Here is a 17,070-nt window from a genome sequence, read left to right on the forward strand (position 1 = left end):
CGTCGTCCACCTCTCTCACTCCCCTGGGACCGCAACCCATGACTGACAAGACTGCTCACACTGGAAAGAACACGGGCGGCGGCGACGTCCGTCTCACCGGGATCAGCAAGTCGTACGGCTCCTTCACCGCCGTCCACCCGCTCGACCTGACCGTCCCGCAGGGCTCCTTCTTCGCCCTGCTCGGCGCCTCCGGCTGCGGCAAGACCACCACGCTGCGCATGATCGCCGGCCTGGAGGACCCGAGCACCGGCACCGTCTTCCTCGGCGACAAGGACGTCACCGACCTTCCGCCGTACAAGCGGCCGGTCAACACCGTCTTCCAGTCCTACGCGCTCTTCCCGCACATGGACATATCCGAGAACATCGCCTTCGGCCTGCGCCGGCGCGGCATCAAGTCGGTGAAGAAGCAGGTCGACGACATGCTGGAGCTCGTCCAGCTCGGCGACAAGGCGCACCACAAGCCGCACCAGCTCTCCGGCGGCCAGCAGCAGCGCGTGGCCGTGGCCCGCGCGCTCATCAACCACCCGCAGGTGCTGCTCCTCGACGAGCCGCTCGGCGCCCTCGACCTCAAGCTGCGCCGTCAGATGCAGCTGGAGCTCAAGCGCATCCAGACCGAGGTCGGCATCACCTTCGTGCACGTCACCCACGACCAGGAGGAGGCCATGACGATGGCCGACCAGGTCGCGGTGATGAACGGCGGCCGGGTCGAGCAGCTCGGCGCCCCCGCCGACCTGTACGAGAACCCGCAGACCACCTTCGTCGCCAACTTCCTCGGCACCTCGAACCTGATCGAGGCGGAGGTCCTGGAGACCGGCTCCGACGTGCTCGTCACGGCCGGCGGCGGCAAGCTCCGGGTCCCCGGCGACCGCTGTACCTCCGCCGTCCGCCAGGGCGGCAAGGTCCTCGTGGGCGTCCGCCCCGAGAAGATCTCGCTCGCGCACGCCGACGACGCGGGCTCGATCGCCGACGGCCGCAACCGGGTCACCGGCCGGATCGCCGACTCCTCCTTCATCGGCGTCTCCACCCAGTACGTGGTGAACTCGCCCGCCGGCGCGGAGCTCCAGGTGTACGAGCAGAACATCGAGCGCGACACCCGCCTGGTGCCCGGTGCCGAGGTCGTCCTGCACTGGAACCCGGCGCACACCTTCGGGCTCGACGCGGCGCAGGACATCGACGCGGGTGTGGAGACGGTGGAGGACGCCTCGTGACCGCGACCCTGACGAAAGAGGCTCCCCCCATAGAGGAACCGGTTCTGCGCAAGCCTTCCACGCGCAAGCGGCTCGTCCCGTACTGGCTGCTGCTGCCCGGCATCATCTGGCTGCTCGTCTTCTTCGCGCTGCCGATGGTCTACCAGGCCTCGACCTCGGTGCAGACCGGCTCCCTGGAGAAGGGCTTCGAGGTCACCTGGCACTTCCAGACCTACTGGGACGCCTTCCAGGAGTACTGGCCGCAGTTCGTCCGCTCCGTGCTGTACGCCGGGACCGCGACCCTGCTGTGCCTGCTGCTCGGCTACCCGCTGGCGTACCTGATCGCCTTCAAGGCCGGCCGCTGGCGCAACCTGCTCCTGGTCCTGGTCATCGCGCCGTTCTTCACCAGCTTCCTCATCCGCACGCTCGCGTGGAAGACGATCCTGGCCGACGACAGCCTCGTGGTCGACGCGCTGAACGCGCTGCACGTCCTGGACGTCACCAGCTGGATCGGCTGGACCGAGGGCGACCGCGTCCTCGCGACGCCGATGGCCGTGGTCTGCGGCCTCACGTACAACTTCCTGCCCTTCATGATCCTGCCCCTCTACACCTCCCTGGAGCGGATCGACGGCCGGCTGCACGAGGCCGCGCAGGACCTGTACGCCTCCCCTGCGACCACCTTCCGCAAGGTGACCTTCCCGCTGTCGATGCCCGGCGTCGTCTCCGGCACCCTGCTCACCTTCATCCCGGCGAGCGGCGACTACGTCAACGCCGAACTGCTCGGCTCGACCGACACCAAGATGGTCGGAAACGTCATCCAGTCGCAGTTCCTGCGGGTGCTCGACTACCCGACGGCGGCCGCGCTCTCCTTCATCCTCATGGCGATCGTGCTCGGCATGGTCACCGTGTACATCCGCCGTGCCGGAACGGAGGACCTGGTCTGATGCGCTGGATCCGCAAGAACCTGGTCGTCATCGCGGGCCTGCTGACGCTCGCGTACATGATCCTGCCGAACCTCGTCGTGATGGCGTTCTCCTTCAACAAGCCGAAGGGACGCTTCAACTACTCCTGGCAGGAGTTCTCGCTCGACGCCTGGAAGGACCCCTGCGGCGTCGCCGACATGTGCGAGTCCCTCTCGCTCTCCCTCCAGCTCGCCGCCTGGGCGACGGTCGGCGCGGTCGTCCTCGGCACGATGATCGCCTTCGCGCTGGTCCGCTACCGCTTCCGGGCGCGCGGCGCGATCAACTCGCTGATCTTCCTGCCGATGGCGATGCCCGAGGTCGTCATGGCCGCCTCGCTGCTCACCCTCTTCCTCAACATGGGGATCGAGCTGGGCTTCTGGACGGTCCTGATCGCCCACATCATGTTCTGCCTGTCGTTCGTCGTGACGGCGGTCAAGGCCCGCGTCATGTCCATGGACCCGCGCCTGGAGGAGGCCGCGCGCGACCTCTACGCCGGGCCGACGCAGACCTTCCTCCGCGTGACCCTGCCGATCGCCGCGCCGGGCATCGCCGCCGGTGCGCTGCTCGCCTTCGCGCTCTCGTTCGACGACTTCATCATCACCAACTTCAACGCGGGATCCACCGTCACCTTCCCCATGTTCGTCTGGGGCTCGGCGCAGCGCGGAACCCCCGTTCAGATCAACGTCATCGGCACCGCGATGTTCGTCCTCGCGGTACTGGTGGTCGTGGCCGGGCAAATCATTACGAACCGGCGCAAGAAAACAGCAACAGCCTGAGCGAAGGTCGTCTCAGGCACCGAAGGAGTTGGAAACCATGGCCCCAGTCGCCATGCGTCTCGCTGCACAATCTCTCTCCGACGCCCAGCCCGTCCCCTTCTGGCTGGAAGATCCCGGCAAGCCCGGCGCCCTGCCCGCCCTCACCGGTACCGAGAAGTGCGATCTCCTCGTGGTCGGCGGCGGATACAGCGGACTGTGGACCGCGCTCCTCGCCAAGGAGCGCGACCCCGCCCGGGACGTCGTACTGATCGAAGGCCGCGAGGTGGGCTGGGCCGCCTCGGGCCGCAACGGAGGCTTCTGCGCCGCCTCCCTGACCCACGGCTTCGGCAACGGGCTCGCCCGCTGGCCGGGCGAGCTGCCGAAGCTGGAGAAGCTCGGCGAGCGCAACCTCGACGCCATCGAGGAGACGGTCGCCCGCTACTCCCTGGACTGCGAGTTCGAGCGCACCGGCGAGATCGACGTGGCCACCGAGCCGTACCAGGTGGAGGAGCTCCACGAGTGGTACGAGGAGGCCGACCGGCTCGGTCTCGCCGACGGCCTGGAGTTCCTGGACCGGGACGCCGTACGGGCCGAGGTCGACTCGCCGACCTTCCTCGGCGGCATGTGGGACCGGCGCGGGGTCGCCATGCTCCACCCGGCCAAGCTGGCCTGGGGCCTGAAGCGCGCCTGTCTCGACCTGGGCGTACGGATCTTCGAGAACACGCCCGGTCTGCGGCTGGTCTCGGTCGGCGCCGGCGTCGGCGTCCACACCCCGTACGGCAAGGTGCTCGCCCGCCGGGTCGCGCTCGGCACGAACGTCTTCCCGTCCCTGGTCAAGCGCGTCCGGCCCTACACGGTCCCGGTCTACGACTACGCGCTGATGACCGAGCCGCTCAGCCCCGCGCAGCTCGCGTCCGTGGGCTGGAAGAACCGGCAGGGTCTCGGCGACTCCGCCAACCAGTTCCACTACTTCCGGATCACCGCCGACCATCGCATCCTGTGGGGCGGCTACGACGCGGTCTATCCCTTCGGCGGCAAGCTGAACGCCGAGATGGACCACCGTCCGGAGACGTACCTGAAGCTCGCCGAGCACTTCTTCCGCTGCTTCCCGCAGCTGGAGGGGCTCCGCTTCAGCCACGCCTGGGGCGGCGCCATCGACACCTGCTCGCGCTTCTCCGCCTTCTTCGGCACGGCGTACCAGGGGAAGGTGGCGTACGCGGCCGGCTTCACCGGCCTCGGCGTCGGCGCGACCCGCTTCGGCGGGGACGTGATGCTCGACCTGCTCGCGGGGGAGCGCACGGAGCGCACCGAGCTGAGCATGGTCCGCTCCAAGCCGCTGCCGTTCCCGCCCGAACCGGTCGCCTGGGCCGGTATCGGCATCACCAAGTGGGCGCTCGCCCGCGCCGACGAGAACGGCGGCCGGCGCAACCTGTGGCTGAAGACGATGGACCGGCTGGGCCTCGGCTTCGACAGCTGAACCAGCCTGTGACGCAGGTCACAACCGGCGGGTAGCGGAACCCGCGTAAGAGAAGCCCCCGTACCCGCTCTCTCCGGGTGGACACCGCGTCCACACGGAGAGGAGACGGTTGTGATGACTGGTACGGGGGCTTCCGGCGTCAAGAGTGCGGTGGAGTGGCTGACCTCGGTCGCACCCGATCCCGACGCCTGCCGGTGGGAGTGGGAGCGCAACCCGCACGGGGTCGCGCTGCTGCCCGCCGGCAGGCGCTGGGACGTGCTGATCCTGCCGGGCGAGCTCGGCCATCCCGCGCTCGACGTGCTGAACCGTCTCGTGGACCGGCCGGGCCCCGTCCTGGCCGACTTCGGCGACGCCCGCATCGGCTTCTTCGTCCCGCCGGGCACCGCCGCCCGCTGGATCGGCACCGGGGTGCGCAGCGCCGGCGCCGGTACCTGGATCGTGGTCCCGTACCCCGGACGGTCGACCGGCGGAGTGCGCTGGCTGGTGGCTCCGGACGGGGCGGGCACCCTCAACGACGCCTCGCTCCTGGAGCTGGCGATGCACGAGGCGGCGGGGCGACTGGCCGGGAGGGAAGGGGAGTCGGCGGGGTGACCGGCCGGGAGTGAAGGGCGGGTCGAAGGGGGTCCGGGCGCGGGCGGAGAACGGGTAGAGGTCTTGACCACTTGATTGGTCTGGACCATGCTGTGGCGCGCTCCCACCTCGATTCCCCCACCCCCGGAGGCAGTTGTGGACCGCACCAGACCCCTCACCCTGCTCCTCGCGGGCGTCCTCGCCGCCGGCGGACTCCTGGCGCTCACCCCCGCGGCCCAGGCCGCCGACACCGAACTCGCCCGCAACGGCGGCTTCGAAGCGGGCCTCGACGGCTGGACCTGCACGGCGGGCAGCGGAGCCGTCGTCTCCTCGCCCGTGCGCGGCGGGACGAAGGCGCTCCAGGCCACCCCGGCCGGCAGCGACAACGCCCGCTGCTCCCAGACCGTCACCGTCAAGCCCAACTCCTCGTACGCGCTCAGCGGTTGGGTCCGCGGCAGCTACGTCTACCTCGGCGCCACCGGCACCGGCACCACCGACGTCTCCACCTGGACGGGATCCGCCCCCGACTGGCAGCGCCTCGCGACCACCTTCACCACCGGCGCCTCCACCACCTCGGTGACGATCTACACGCACGGCTGGTACGGCACCCCCGCCTACCAGGCCGACGACCTCTCGCTGTACGGCCCCGGCGGCGACCCGGTCCAGCTCCCGGCCGCCCCCACCGGTCTCGCGGCCGGCTCCCCGACCTCCAGCTCCGTGCCGCTCACCTGGGCCGCGGTCTCCGGCGCCACCTCGTACAACGTCTACCAGGGCGCCACCAAGGTCCAGACCGTCTCCGGCACCTCGGCCACCGCGACCGGACTCACGGCCTCCACCCCGTACACCTTCCAGGTCACCGCCGTGAACAGCGCGGGCGAATCCCCGAAGTCGGCCGCCGTGACCGCGACGACCACCTCGGGCGGCGGAGGCGGGGGTGGCGGCCTGCCCGCGCACGCCCTCGTCGGATACCTCCACGCCAGCTTCGCCAACGGCTCCGGCTACACCCGCATGGCCGACGTCCCCGACTCCTGGGACGTCGTCAACCTCGCCTTCGGCGAACCGACCTCGGTGACCTCCGGCGACATCCGCTTCAGCCTCTGCCCCGTCGCCGAGTGCCCGGGCGTCGAGTCGCCGGCCGAGTTCAAGGCCGCCATCAAGGCCAAGCAGGCCGCCGGCAAGAAGGTCCTCATCTCCATCGGCGGCCAGAACGGGCAGGTCCAGCTCGCCACCACCGCCGCCCGCGACACCTTCGTCTCCTCCGTCTCGAAGATCATCGACGAGTACGGCCTCGACGGCCTCGACATCGACTTCGAGGGCCACTCGCTCTCGCTCCAGACCGGCGACACCGACTTCCGCAACCCGACGAGCCCGGTCATCGTGAACCTGATCCAGGCGGTCAAGACCCTCAAGGCCAAGTACGGCGCGAAGTTCGTCCTGACGATGGCCCCGGAGACCTTCTTCGTCCAGCTCGGCTACCAGTACTACGGCTCCGGCCCCTGGGGCGGCCAGGACCCGCGCGCCGGCGCCTACCTGCCCGTCATCCACGCCCTGCGCGACGACCTCACCCTGCTGCACGTCCAGGACTACAACTCGGGCTCCATCATGGGCCTCGACAACCAGTACCACTCCATGGGCGGCGCCGACTTCCACATCGCCATGACCGACATGCTCCTCACCGGCTTCCCCGTCGCCGGCAACACCGACCGCTTCTTCCCGGCCCTCCGCGCCGACCAGGTCGCCATCGGCCTCCCCGCCTCCACCCAGGCCGGCAACGGCCACACCGCCCCCGCCGAGGTGAACAAGGCCCTGGACTGCCTGACGAAGAAGACCGACTGCGGCACCTACCAGACCCACGGCACCTGGCCCGCCCTGCGCGGCCTGATGACCTGGTCGATCAACTGGGACCGCTACAACCAGTGGGCCTTCTCGAAGAACTTCGATTCGTACAACTGGAGCTGACGGCCAGGATCAGCAGCCCCAGACAGAGGCTGGCCAGCACGTCCAGCGGCCAGTGAAAGCCCCGCAGCACGAGCCCGGTCCCCGTCACCGCCGTCAGCACGGCGGCGACGGGGACCAGTCGGTTCGAGACGAGGAGGGCGGCGCCGAAGTAGGCCACCATCGCGGTGGCCGTGTGGCCCGACGGGTAGTAGCCGTGGGCCCAGGGCTCCAGCGGGCCGGGACGAGCGGTCCACTCCTTCAGCGGAATCACCAGGAGGGGTACGGCGGCCATGGCCAGCCCCGCGTACAGGGCGGCGGCGCGGCGCCCGCGCCACACCGCGTACGCCATGGCGCAGGCGAGGACCGGGAGGGCGACCGTCATGTTGCCGAGGTCGGAGGCGAGTTCGCTCAGACGGCGGGGAACCGTGTCCACCAAGGACCGGGACACCCGCTCGTCGAGCCTGGCCAAGGGGCCGTGGACGAGCACCTGCCAGGTCACGACGGCGAGGGCGACGAGCGCCGAGAAGAGAGCCGGCCGCCCTGGAACAGGGGGGGTGGTTCCAGGGCGGCCGAGGGGATCGGGCTGCCGCGCGCCCCGGGGGGTATGGGGCGTGCGGCCATCCGATCGGTGAGGAGTCCCGGAGCACGAGGCGCCGGCGGTGTGCGCGAAGGCACGGTGTGGGCGGGGCTGGGGAGGCTCCGCCCGGGGTGTTTCTCTCATCTGCAGAAACCGTACGCCAGAGAAGAGGGGGCCGACAGCGGGAAAGACATCCCGCCATCGGCCCCCCACAGAGTCTTCACACCGTGTGTGAGTCCCGGGCCCGGAGGACCCGGACGGCTCAGATCTGGGCGAACGCGTTCTCGATGACGTCCAGGCCCTCGTTCAGCAGGTCCTCGCCCATGACCAGCGGCGGAAGGAAGCGCAGCACGTTCCCGTAGGTGCCACAGGTCAGGACCAGCACGCCCTCGGCGTGGCAGGCCTTCGCGAGCGCGCCCGCGGCCTCCGGGTTCGGCTCCTTCGTCGCGCGGTCCTTGACCAGCTCGATGGCGATCATGGCGCCACGGCCGCGGATGTCGCCGATGGCGTCGAACTTCTCGGCCATCGCGGTCAGACGGGCCTTCATGACCTCCTCGATGCGCTGCGCCTTGCCGTTGAGGTCGAGCTCCTTCATCGTCTCGATGGAGCCCAGCGCGGCGGCGCAGGCCACCGGGTTGCCGCCGTAGGTGCCGCCCAGACCGCCGCCGTGGACGGAGTCCATGATCTCGGCGCGGCCGGTGACGGCGGCGAGCGGCAGACCGCCCGCGATGCCCTTGGCGGTGGTGATGAGGTCCGGGACGATGCCCTCGTCCTCACACGCGAACCACTGGCCGGTGCGGCAGAAGCCGGACTGGATCTCGTCCGCGACGAAGACGATGCCGTTGTCGTTGGCGAACTTCACGATCGCCGGCAGGAAGCCCTTGGCCGGCTCGATGAAGCCGCCCTCGCCGAGGACCGGCTCGATGACGATCGCGGCGACGTTCTCGGCGCCGATCTGCTTGGTGATGTTGTCGATCGCCTGGGCGGCGGCCTCGGGGCCGCAGTTCTCGGCACCGGTGGGCCAGCGGTAGCCGTAGGCGACCGGCACGCGGTAGACCTCGGGGGCGAACGGACCGAAGCCCTGCTTGTACGGCATGTTCTTCGCCGTCATGCCCATGGTGAGGTTCGTACGGCCGTGGTAGCCGTGGTCGAAGACGACGACGGCCTGGCGCTTGGTGTACGAGCGGGCGATCTTGACCGCGTTCTCGACGGCCTCGGCGCCCGAGTTGAACAGCGCGGACTTCTTGGCGTGGTCGCCCGGGGTCAGCTCGGCCAGCGCCTCGCAGACCTCCACGTAACCCTCGTACGGCGTCACCATGAAACAGGTGTGGGTGAAGTCCTGGAGCTGCGCGGAGGCGCGGCGCACGACGGCCTCGGCGGACGCGCCGACCGAGGTCACGGCGATGCCGGAGCCGAAGTCGATCAGGCGGTTGCCGTCGACGTCCTCGATGATGCCCCCGCCGGCCCGCGCGGTGAAGACCGGCAGCGTGGAGCCGACGCCACCGGCGACCGTGTCGAGGCGGCGGGCCTGAAGCTCCTGCGACTTCGGGCCGGGGATGGCGGTGACGACGCGCCGCTCCTGCGGGACAGCGTTCATGCGGGGCTCCTGGGGGTGTTCTGGACGCACTTGCGGGTTTCCTCCGCAGGCTAGGCCGGGGAGAGGGGGTGAGGCATGCGCCGATCGGGAGTGGTGGGGGTGTGTCGTTGTCCTTCATGGACATGGTCCCTCCGTATCCGCTCCCCGCGGGCGCCACGCCGCTCATCGGCCGTACGGGTGGTCGAAACCCCTCCCGGGCGCTCCCCGCCCACTAGATTGACGGTGGCACAGAGGCGGCGACCTGGCTGGTCAGGGGGCAGGGGTTCATGGAGACCGACGGCACGTACGAGTCACGCGACACCAGGGGCGGCGCGGTCCCGCGCCCAGCGGGTCCGCCGACCGACGGCCCGTCCGGGGCCCACCCACCGACCCGGCACACCGCCCCCGCCCCGCCGGCCGGCCCCCGGCGGACCACCGGGGACCCCGCCCCGCCCACCGGTGCGCCGCGAGCGACCGCGCACCCCGCCCCGCCGGCCGGCCTCCCGCAGGCGACCGCGCACCCGGCTCCGCCACGCGTCCCGCCCCGCCCGGCGGCGGCTCCGGCCGCTCAGGGCGGGGACCTCCCCGGCACGCCGGGCATCCCGGCGGCGCCGGGGACCCCCGGGCCCCGGGCGGTCGCCGATCCGTCGGGGACGCCCGGCGCCCCGGGGGCACCGGTGCCGCCCGCGCCCGTCGTCGCGTGGCTCGACGCGCCGCGGCCCCGGACGGCGCCGGGGGTCTGGCGGTACCGGTACGTGGCTCCGCGGGCGACAGCGGAGGCGCGGCGGCTCGCGCCCGTCACCGTCGTGGGCCTGCTGATCCCGCTGGTGGTGGGGCTGCTGCTGTGGTCGGCCTGGCGCCGCGGCGTGGTCCCGTACCAGTGGATCCCGCTCGCCACGTTCACCCCCGGCGACTGGTGGTACGCGGGCGGCACCTCGCCCCGCGACTGGCACGGCGCGGAGGCGCACGTCGTCTACGACGGGGTGTTCTTCGCCGGACTCCTGTACGCCATCGCCCGCCTCGGCGCCTGGGCCGAACTCGCCCGCCACCTGCTCGCCGACCGACGGCCGCCGGCGCGCGCCGCGCTCGCGGCCGGTGCGGCGCTCATCGCCCTGACGTTCGTCTGGCCGGACGCCTTCCCCGGCGTCGGCTGGGAGCCACTGCCGGTCGTCGGCCCCGTGCTCTCCCTCGTGGTGCTGCTCGGCGGCGGATACGACGTCCTCGCCTCGCCGTTCGTCGTCTACACCGTGTACACGGTGATCACCGCGGCCGTGCTGTGGCCGTTCGCCCGTCTCGGCGAATGGCGGGCCCTGGGCCGCGACCGGCTCCGGGCCCGCCGGAACCGCTCCGCCGCTTCCGGCGCTCCCGCGGCGCCGCTCGACGCGAGCGTGCCCGTCCCGGCCTCCCAGTGGCCCGAGCTGCGGGCCGCGGGGGAGCGGGCGGCCGCGGACCTGCTCGCCGCCGAGGCGCACGCCGGGCGCATGAACGACGTGGACTGCGCGCGCGTGCGCCGACACCTGGACGAGCGGGGACGCGGGGCCGCCGGCGGCCCCGCCTCCGCAGCCGAAACGGTGCTGCGCCACGGCGCGGCGGCCTGGGCCCACCCCTCGGGCGACCGTGACCTGCCGGCCCGCGTCGCCACCCACGACCTGCTCGTGGGGCAGGTCCGCATCGGCCGGTGCGTCGCCGAGGAACGGAACCCTGCCGCGTACCGGGGAGCGGGCCTGGCCCTCGACCCGGCCGTACTCGGCACCTCGCTGCTCGTCGTGGGTCCCTCCGGAGCGGGGAAGACCGCCCGCGTGATCCGTCCCGTCGTCGAGTCGCTCACCCTCCAGGCGCTGACCGGCGGGTGCGCCGTCGTCGCCGTCGGCGCCGCGGACGCGCAGCTCGGGCCGGACGACGCCTACGACGTCGTGGTCCGACCGGGCGACCCGGCCTCCCCGTACGACCTCGACCTGTACGCCGGACTCACCGATCCGGACGAAGCGGCGGCCCTGCTCGCGGAGGGCCTGGTGGGCGACGTCGAGAACCTCGACGTCCGCCGCGCCGCCACCGTCCTCGCCCAGCTCATCGGCCCCTACCGGGCCGTGCACGGCCGCTTCCCCTCCGTGCCCGTGCTCCGCGAACTGCTCGAAGCGGGCCCCGGGACGCTGGCCGCGCTGCTCGACCGGCTGCCGGCCGACGGCTCCGCGACGATGCGCCGCGAGCTGGAGGCGCGCATCCGGCAGGCCGGCACGGCGGCCGACGCCGGGCCGCTCCTCGCGGACCGCCTCGCGCTCCTCGACCGGCCGGTGTTCGCCGAGTTCTTCGGCGCCGACACCGGAGGCGTGAGCCCCTTCTCCCTGAAGTCCGTCGTCCACCACCCCCTGCGGGTCCGCGTCCGACTGCCCGAGCGCGGCCACGAGGAGGCCTCGAAGCTCCTCGCCCGGCTGCTCCTCGCCCAGTTCCTCGCGGCGGCCAGGAACACCGGCAGCCGTACCCACTTCGTCTGCCTGGTGCTCGACGACGCCACCGGAACGCTCACCACGGGCACCGTCCGCTCCCTCCAGCGGCTGCGCCCGCAGAACGCCGGCGTCGTCCTGGGCCTGCGCACCCTCGGCGAGGTGCCCGAGGCGCTGCACGGCCCGCTGTTCGGGGCCGTCGGCTGCCGGGTGGCGCTCTCCGGCATCACCACCTGGGACGGCCGGGGCTTCGCCGAGACCTGGGGCAAGGAGTGGGTGGAGACCACCGAGGTGGCCCACCACACGGTCTTCGCCGACCAGCCGATGACCCGGTTCATCCACGCCCTGCGCAAGAAGGTCACGGGCAAGGCCGTGACCACCGACGCCGTCACGACCCGGAAGGTCGAGCGCGAGCGCTGGTCCGCCTCCGAACTCGCCCACTCCGTCCCGCCCGACCACGCCGTCGTCTCCCTGACCACCGTCCGGGGCGCCCACACACCCCCCGTCCTGGTCGACCTGCGCGGCTGACCGCGACCGCGACCGCGGCGTCGGCGGGGCGGGGGCGGCCGAGAGGGGCGGGGGCCGAGTGGCGCCCGCCCGGCGTGGGCGAGTGGCGTCCGCCGGAGTGGCGCCCGGCCGAGTGGCGCCGCCCCGCGCGGCCGAGCCGCGCCCGCCCCGCTCGCCCAGCGGCGCCCGGTCGGCGTGGGCGAGTGACGCCCGCCCGTGTGGCCGAGGCCAGTCGCTCCGCGTGGCTGAGACCAGTCGCTCCGCGTAGCTGAGCGGGCACCCATCGGCCCTGGCACAATCGGGGGCGCCGCTCGGCTGGGCGGTGCCCCCTCGCTCAAAGGTCCGACGGTCACCCGATGCCGCCCACCCTCGCCTCGCTCGTGCAGCACTCCGCCCTCAAGCTCGTCGTCCGCGCCGGTGAGGACCGCCTCGACACCCCCGTCCGCTGGGCCCACGTGAGCGAGCTCGCCGACCCCGTGCCGTACATGGAGGGGGGCGAGCTGCTCCTCACCACCGCGCTGACGCTCGACGCGGAGGACCTGGAGGCGATGCGCCGCTACGTGCGGCGGCTGCTGGGGGCGGGGGTCGTCGGGCTCGGGTTCGCCGTCGGCGTGAACTACGAGGAGATCCCGGCGGCCCTGCTCGACGCGGCCCGCGAGGAGCACCTGCCGCTCCTCGAAGTACCCCGCAGGACCCCGTTCCTCGCCATCAGCAAGGCGGTGTCGGCGGCCATCTCCGCCGACCAGTACCGGGCCGTGACCGCGGGCTTCGAGGCCCAGCGCGAGCTGACCAGGGCGGCGCTCTCCGAAGGCCCGGAGGCCGTCGTCGCCCGGCTCGCCGCGCACGTGGACGGCTGGGCCGCGCTGTACGACACCTCCGGCACGGTCGTGGCCGTCTCACCCGAGTGGGCGGCCCGCAGGGCCGCGCGGCTCACCCCCGACGTGGAGCGCCTCCGCGACCGGCCCGCGCCCGCGAGCGCCGTCGTCGGCGGTACCGACGACCGCGTCGAACTCCAGTCGCTCGGCACCGGACGCCGGGTGCGCGGCGCCCTCGCGGTCGGCACGGGCGCGCCCCTCGGCACTGCCGAGCGGTACGCGGTGCACTCGGCGATCGCCCTGCTCACCCTCACGACGGAACGTTCCCGCTCGCTCCAGGCGGCGGAGCAGCGGCTCGGCTCGGCGATCCTGCAGATGATGCTCGCCGGTCAGGCGGAGCACGCGCGCGCGGTGGCCGGGGACGTGTACGGCGGGCTGCTCGACGCCCCGTTCCGGGTGCTCGTCGCGGAGCCCGCCGGGGGAGAGGCGGCGGCCGCCGAGCCGCCGCTGTCGGTGCTCGCCGAGGCCCTGGAGGCGGCCGCCGCCCGGGCGGGCGAGGCGGTCCTCGCCGTCCCCGAGGGCGAGCGGCGACTCGTCGTCCTCGCCGGGGACGGCGGCGCGGTCGTCGCGGCCTGCGAAGGGTACGCGGAGCGCGAGGCGGAGGACGCCGGCGTCGTCGTGGGACTCTCCGCGCCGGCCGGCCCGATCGCGGCGGCGACGGCGTACAAGCAGGCCGAGCAGGCACTCTCGGTGGCCCGGCGACGGGGCAGGGCGCTCGTCGAACACGAGGACCTGGCGGCCGGTTCGGTCCTGCCGCTCCTCGCCGACGACGCCGTCCGCGCCTTCGCCGACGGGATGCTGCGGGCCCTGCGGGACCACGACGCGACGGGCCGCGGCGACCTGGTCGCCTCGCTGCACGCCTGGCTCTCCCGGCACGGCCAGTGGGACGCCGCGGCGGCGGACCTGGGCGTCCACCGGCACACCCTGCGCTACCGGATGCGCCGCGTCGAGGAGATCCTCGGCCGCTCCCTCGACGACCCGGACGTCCGCATGGAACTGTGGCTGGCCCTGAAGGCGACGGGCGAGGGCGCGGAGTAACCGCCGGGCCGCGTCGGCCGAGGGGGTGCGGGCGGGGGCACGGAGTGACCGCGGGCCCGCGTCGGGCGGGGGCGCGCGGCGGTCGCCGGGCCCGCGTCGGCCGAGGGGATGCGGGCGGGGGCGCGGAGCGCCCCACTGGCCCCGCCGCTCACACGTCCGGCCCTCAGCCGTCGCTGCCCGCGCCCATGCTGCTCGTGTCGTCGCCCCGCCCCGCACCGCGCCGACGTCGGCCGTCGCGGGCCACCTCACCGCCGAGGAGGGTCACGGCGGCCACGGCGCGGACCCAGCGGGGGCCGCCGCGGGAGGCCCACACCACGCAGACGCAGCCGGCGGCGACGAGCGCGAGCACGCCGATCAGCACGAAAAGGATCATGATCTTCCCCCTTGTGGTCCTACGGTCCCGATCATCCTGTCACCAGCCGGAACGGACGTCACGTGCCGCATCGGCGTCCGTTTTCCGGTCTCGCTGCCCGGATCCGGGCAGTTTTCTTGGTCTTGCGGGCGGTGACTCCCTAGTCTCCTGGGCATGACAAGTCCTGCCGTCGATCCGGCACCCGAGGCGCACAAGGCCGCCCCCGCATCCCGTAGCGACACGACCGCGGCACCCGCCCGCCGCATCACCGGCACCGTATGGGCCGCGCTCGGCGTCGTGTACGTCGTGTGGGGATCGACCTACCTCGGCATCCGGATCGCCGTCGAGACGATGCCGCCCTTCCTGTCCTCCGGCGCCCGCTTCGTCACCGCGGGCCTGCTGCTCGCCGGGATCATCGCCTGGCGCCAGGGCCCCGCCGCCCTCAAGGTCACGCGCCGGCAGCTCGGTTCGGCGGTCCTGATCGGTCTGCTCCTCATCCCCGGCGGCAACGGCCTCGTGGTCCTCGCCGAGACCTCCATCCCCTCCGGTCTGGCCGCGCTCCTCATCGCCGTCGTCCCCGCCTGGGTCGTCATCCTGCGCGCCGCCACGGGCGAGCGGCCCGGCCTCGGTGCCGTCGGGGGAGTCCTGCTCGGACTGGTCGGCCTCGCCGTCCTCACGCTCCCCGGTCTCAGCGGCGAGGTGAAGATCGGCGGCGTGGTCCTGGTGGTCGTGGCGACCCTGCTGTGGTCGGTCGGGTCGTTCTCCTCCTCCCGGCTGCCGATGCCCTCGAACCCGTTCACGGCCAGCGCGTACGAGATGGTCGCCGGCGGCCTCGCCGGGCTTCTGATCGGCGTCGTCCGGGGCGAGCAGCACGGCCTCGACCTGACCGCGATATCGGGCCGCTCGTGGGCGGCACTCGCGTACCTGATCCTCTTCGGCTCGCTCCTCGCGTTCACGTCGTACGCCTGGCTCCTCCAGGCCGCACCGCTCTCCCTGGTCGCCACCTACGCGTACGTGAACCCGGTCGTCGCCGTGCTCCTCGGCGCCCTCGTCCTGAACGAGGCCCTGACCTGGCCGCTCCTGCTCGGCGGCGCGGTCGTCGTCGGCGGGGTCTGCCTGATCGTCTCGACCGAACGCCGCGGCTGACCCGCGGCCGAGGGGGCGGCGGCGGACGGGCGCCGTCGGTCCCCTTCGGCCAATTCGGACAGAGGTCCGGCCCCATCACTCCACACCGGACAAGCCCACGCCCGCCGCCCCGGCCCTAACGTGTCACGAGAGCAATCGCTCGCACCATCCGAAACGGAAAGGGCCGGGGACGCAATGACGACCACCCACGCCTTCTGGCTCGCCGGCCGCGAGGCCACCGGCGACACCACCTTCGACGTCACGAACTCGTACGACGGACGTCTGGTCGGCAAGGTCAGCGTGCCCACCGAGGCCCAGGTCGAAGAGGCCGTCGCCGCCGCGCACGCCGTCGTCGACGAGTTCGCCGCGACCCCGGCGCACGTCCGCGCCGCCGCCCTCGACCACGTGTCGAAGCGCCTCGCCGAGCGCACCGAGGAGATCGCCCTCCTCATCTCCGCCGAGAACGGCAAGCCCGTCAAGTGGGCCCGCGGCGAGGTCGGCCGTGCCGTCTCCGTCTTCCGTTTCGCCGCCGAGGAGGCCCGCCGCTGGAACGCCGGCGAGGCCCAGCGCCTGGACACCGAGGCCGGCGGCGCGGGCCGCCTCGCCCTCACCCGTCGCATCCCCAAGGGCGTCGTCCTCGGCATCGCGCCGTTCAACTTCCCGCTGAACCTCAGCGCCCACAAGGTCGCCCCGGCCATCGCCGTCGGCGCCCCGATCATCCTCAAGCCGGCGCCCTCGACGCCGATCTCCTCCCTGATCCTGGGCGAGATCCTGGCCGAGACCGACCTGCCGGCCGGCTCCTGGTCCATCCTGACCGTGCCGAACGACCGCATGCCGGCCCTCGTCCAGGACGAGCGCCTCCCGGTCATCTCCTTCACCGGCTCCGACAAGGTCGGCTACGCCATCCAGCAGTCCGTGCCGCACAAGCACTGCACCCTGGAGCTCGGCGGCAACGCCGCGGCCGTCGTCCTGCCCGACTGGTCCTCCGAGGCCGACCTGGACTGGGCCGCGAGCCGGATCGCCACCTTCTCCAACTACCAGGGCGGCCAGTCCTGCATCTCCGTGCAGCGCGTGATCGCCGACGCCTCGGTCTACGACCGCCTGGTGCCGAAGATCGTCGCCGCCGTCGAGGCCCAGGTCACCGGTGACCCGTCCGACGCCGCCACCGACGTCGGCCCGCTGGTCGACGAGGCCGCCGCCCAGCGCGTCGAGTCCTGGGTCGACGAGGCCGTCGCGGCCGGCGCCAAGCTCCTCGCCGGTGGCAAGCGCGAGGGCGCGACCTACGCCCCGACCGTCCTCACCGACCTCCCGGCCGACGTCACCCTGGCCCGTGCCGAGGTCTTCGGCCCGGTCCTGACCATCGCCAAGGTCGACGGCGAGGCCGAGGCGTTCGCCGCGGTCAACGACTCCGACTTCGGCCTCCAGGCCGGTGTCTTCACCCACGACCTGCAGACGGCGTTCCGCGCCCACCGCGCCCTCGAGGTCGGCGGCGTGATCGTCGGCGACGTCCCCTCGTACCGCGCCGACCAGATGCCGTACGGCGGCGCCAAGCGCTCCGGCGTCGGCCGCGAGGGCGTCAAGTACGCGATGGACGACTACACCTACGAGCGCGTGCTCGTCCTGACGGGCCTCGCCCTCTAAGGCGTACGCCCTCCCGGACACGACGTACGCCGCACCTGACCCGGCGTAC

The 17,070-nt window shown here is 72.8% G+C and carries 13 protein-coding genes; 10 read left to right on the plus strand and 3 right to left on the minus strand.

From position 1 onward, the window contains the following. The first annotated feature begins 38 nt into the window (after positions 1-38). The 6 genes from OO54_RS19775 (at position 39) to OO54_RS19800 (ending at position 6,910) form a co-directional block, all read left to right on the plus strand. Positions 39-1,208, plus strand: a complete 1,170-nt coding sequence (locus OO54_RS19775; RefSeq protein WP_033204823.1) for an ABC transporter ATP-binding protein — start codon at positions 39-41, stop codon at positions 1,206-1,208. Next, the gene (locus OO54_RS19780; protein WP_017235894.1) at positions 1,205-2,131 is read left to right on the plus strand and encodes an ABC transporter permease; all 927 of its coding nucleotides are present in this window, start codon (positions 1,205-1,207) and stop codon (positions 2,129-2,131) included. The genes OO54_RS19775 and OO54_RS19780 overlap by 4 nt, the downstream gene beginning before the upstream one ends. After that, entirely contained in the window at positions 2,131-2,925 is a 795-nt protein-coding gene (locus tag OO54_RS19785; RefSeq protein ID WP_017235893.1) for an ABC transporter permease, read from the plus strand. Before OO54_RS19780 ends, OO54_RS19785 begins: the two co-directional genes overlap by 1 nt. A gap of 37 nt (positions 2,926-2,962) precedes the next feature. After that, positions 2,963-4,381, plus strand: a complete 1,419-nt coding sequence (locus OO54_RS19790; RefSeq protein ID WP_033204824.1) for an NAD(P)/FAD-dependent oxidoreductase — start codon at positions 2,963-2,965, stop codon at positions 4,379-4,381. Positions 4,382-4,495: 114 nt separating this feature from the next. Further along, positions 4,496-4,972 (plus strand): bifunctional DNA primase/polymerase, encoded by a 477-nt coding sequence (locus OO54_RS19795; RefSeq protein ID WP_033204826.1) that lies wholly within the window; start codon positions 4,496-4,498, stop codon positions 4,970-4,972. 135 nt (positions 4,973-5,107) lie between these two features. Further along, on the plus strand, positions 5,108-6,910 hold the full coding sequence (locus tag OO54_RS19800) for a chitinase (RefSeq protein ID WP_033204828.1): 1,803 nt from the start codon (positions 5,108-5,110) through the stop codon (positions 6,908-6,910). Here OO54_RS19800 and OO54_RS43690 read toward each other — a convergent pair. Both OO54_RS43690 and gabT read right to left on the minus strand, forming a co-directional pair. Then, positions 6,846-7,610, minus strand: a complete 765-nt coding sequence (locus OO54_RS43690) for a phosphatase PAP2 family protein (protein ID WP_078905266.1) — start codon at positions 7,608-7,610, stop codon at positions 6,846-6,848. The genes OO54_RS19800 and OO54_RS43690 overlap by 65 nt on opposite strands. Before the next feature lie 118 nt (positions 7,611-7,728). Continuing rightward, the gene (gabT, locus tag OO54_RS19805) at positions 7,729-9,063 is read right to left on the minus strand and encodes a 4-aminobutyrate--2-oxoglutarate transaminase (RefSeq protein WP_033204830.1); all 1,335 of its coding nucleotides are present in this window, start codon (positions 9,061-9,063) and stop codon (positions 7,729-7,731) included. A gap of 266 nt (positions 9,064-9,329) precedes the next feature. Here gabT and OO54_RS19810 point away from each other — a divergent pair, with 266 nt between their 5' ends. Further along, positions 9,330-12,011 carry an ATP/GTP-binding protein gene (locus OO54_RS19810; RefSeq protein WP_106970055.1) on the plus strand — a complete coding sequence of 894 codons (2,682 nt, stop codon included), beginning with the start codon at positions 9,330-9,332 and terminating at the stop codon, positions 12,009-12,011. Between the two features lie 335 nt (positions 12,012-12,346). Further along, positions 12,347-13,903, plus strand: a complete 1,557-nt coding sequence (locus OO54_RS19815; protein ID WP_033204831.1) for a PucR family transcriptional regulator — start codon at positions 12,347-12,349, stop codon at positions 13,901-13,903. Between the two features lie 163 nt (positions 13,904-14,066). On the opposite strand, the gene OO54_RS19820 is transcribed toward OO54_RS19815, so the two are convergent. Continuing rightward, positions 14,067-14,276 (minus strand): hypothetical protein, encoded by a 210-nt coding sequence (locus tag OO54_RS19820; protein ID WP_033204833.1) that lies wholly within the window; start codon positions 14,274-14,276, stop codon positions 14,067-14,069. A 153-nt stretch (positions 14,277-14,429) separates the two neighbouring features. Here OO54_RS19820 and OO54_RS19825 point away from each other — a divergent pair, with 153 nt between their 5' ends. Beyond that, complete coding sequence (locus OO54_RS19825; RefSeq protein WP_033204835.1) at positions 14,430-15,401, plus strand: EamA family transporter; 972 nt, start codon at positions 14,430-14,432, stop codon at positions 15,399-15,401. Between the two features lie 174 nt (positions 15,402-15,575). After that, the gene (locus OO54_RS19830) at positions 15,576-17,021 is read left to right on the plus strand and encodes an aldehyde dehydrogenase family protein (RefSeq protein ID WP_017235884.1); all 1,446 of its coding nucleotides are present in this window, start codon (positions 15,576-15,578) and stop codon (positions 17,019-17,021) included. The last annotated feature ends 49 nt before the right edge of the window (positions 17,022-17,070 follow it).

This window comes from Streptomyces wedmorensis (assembly GCF_000716445.1).
GTDB classification, from domain to species: domain Bacteria; phylum Actinomycetota; class Actinomycetes; order Streptomycetales; family Streptomycetaceae; genus Streptomyces; species Streptomyces wedmorensis.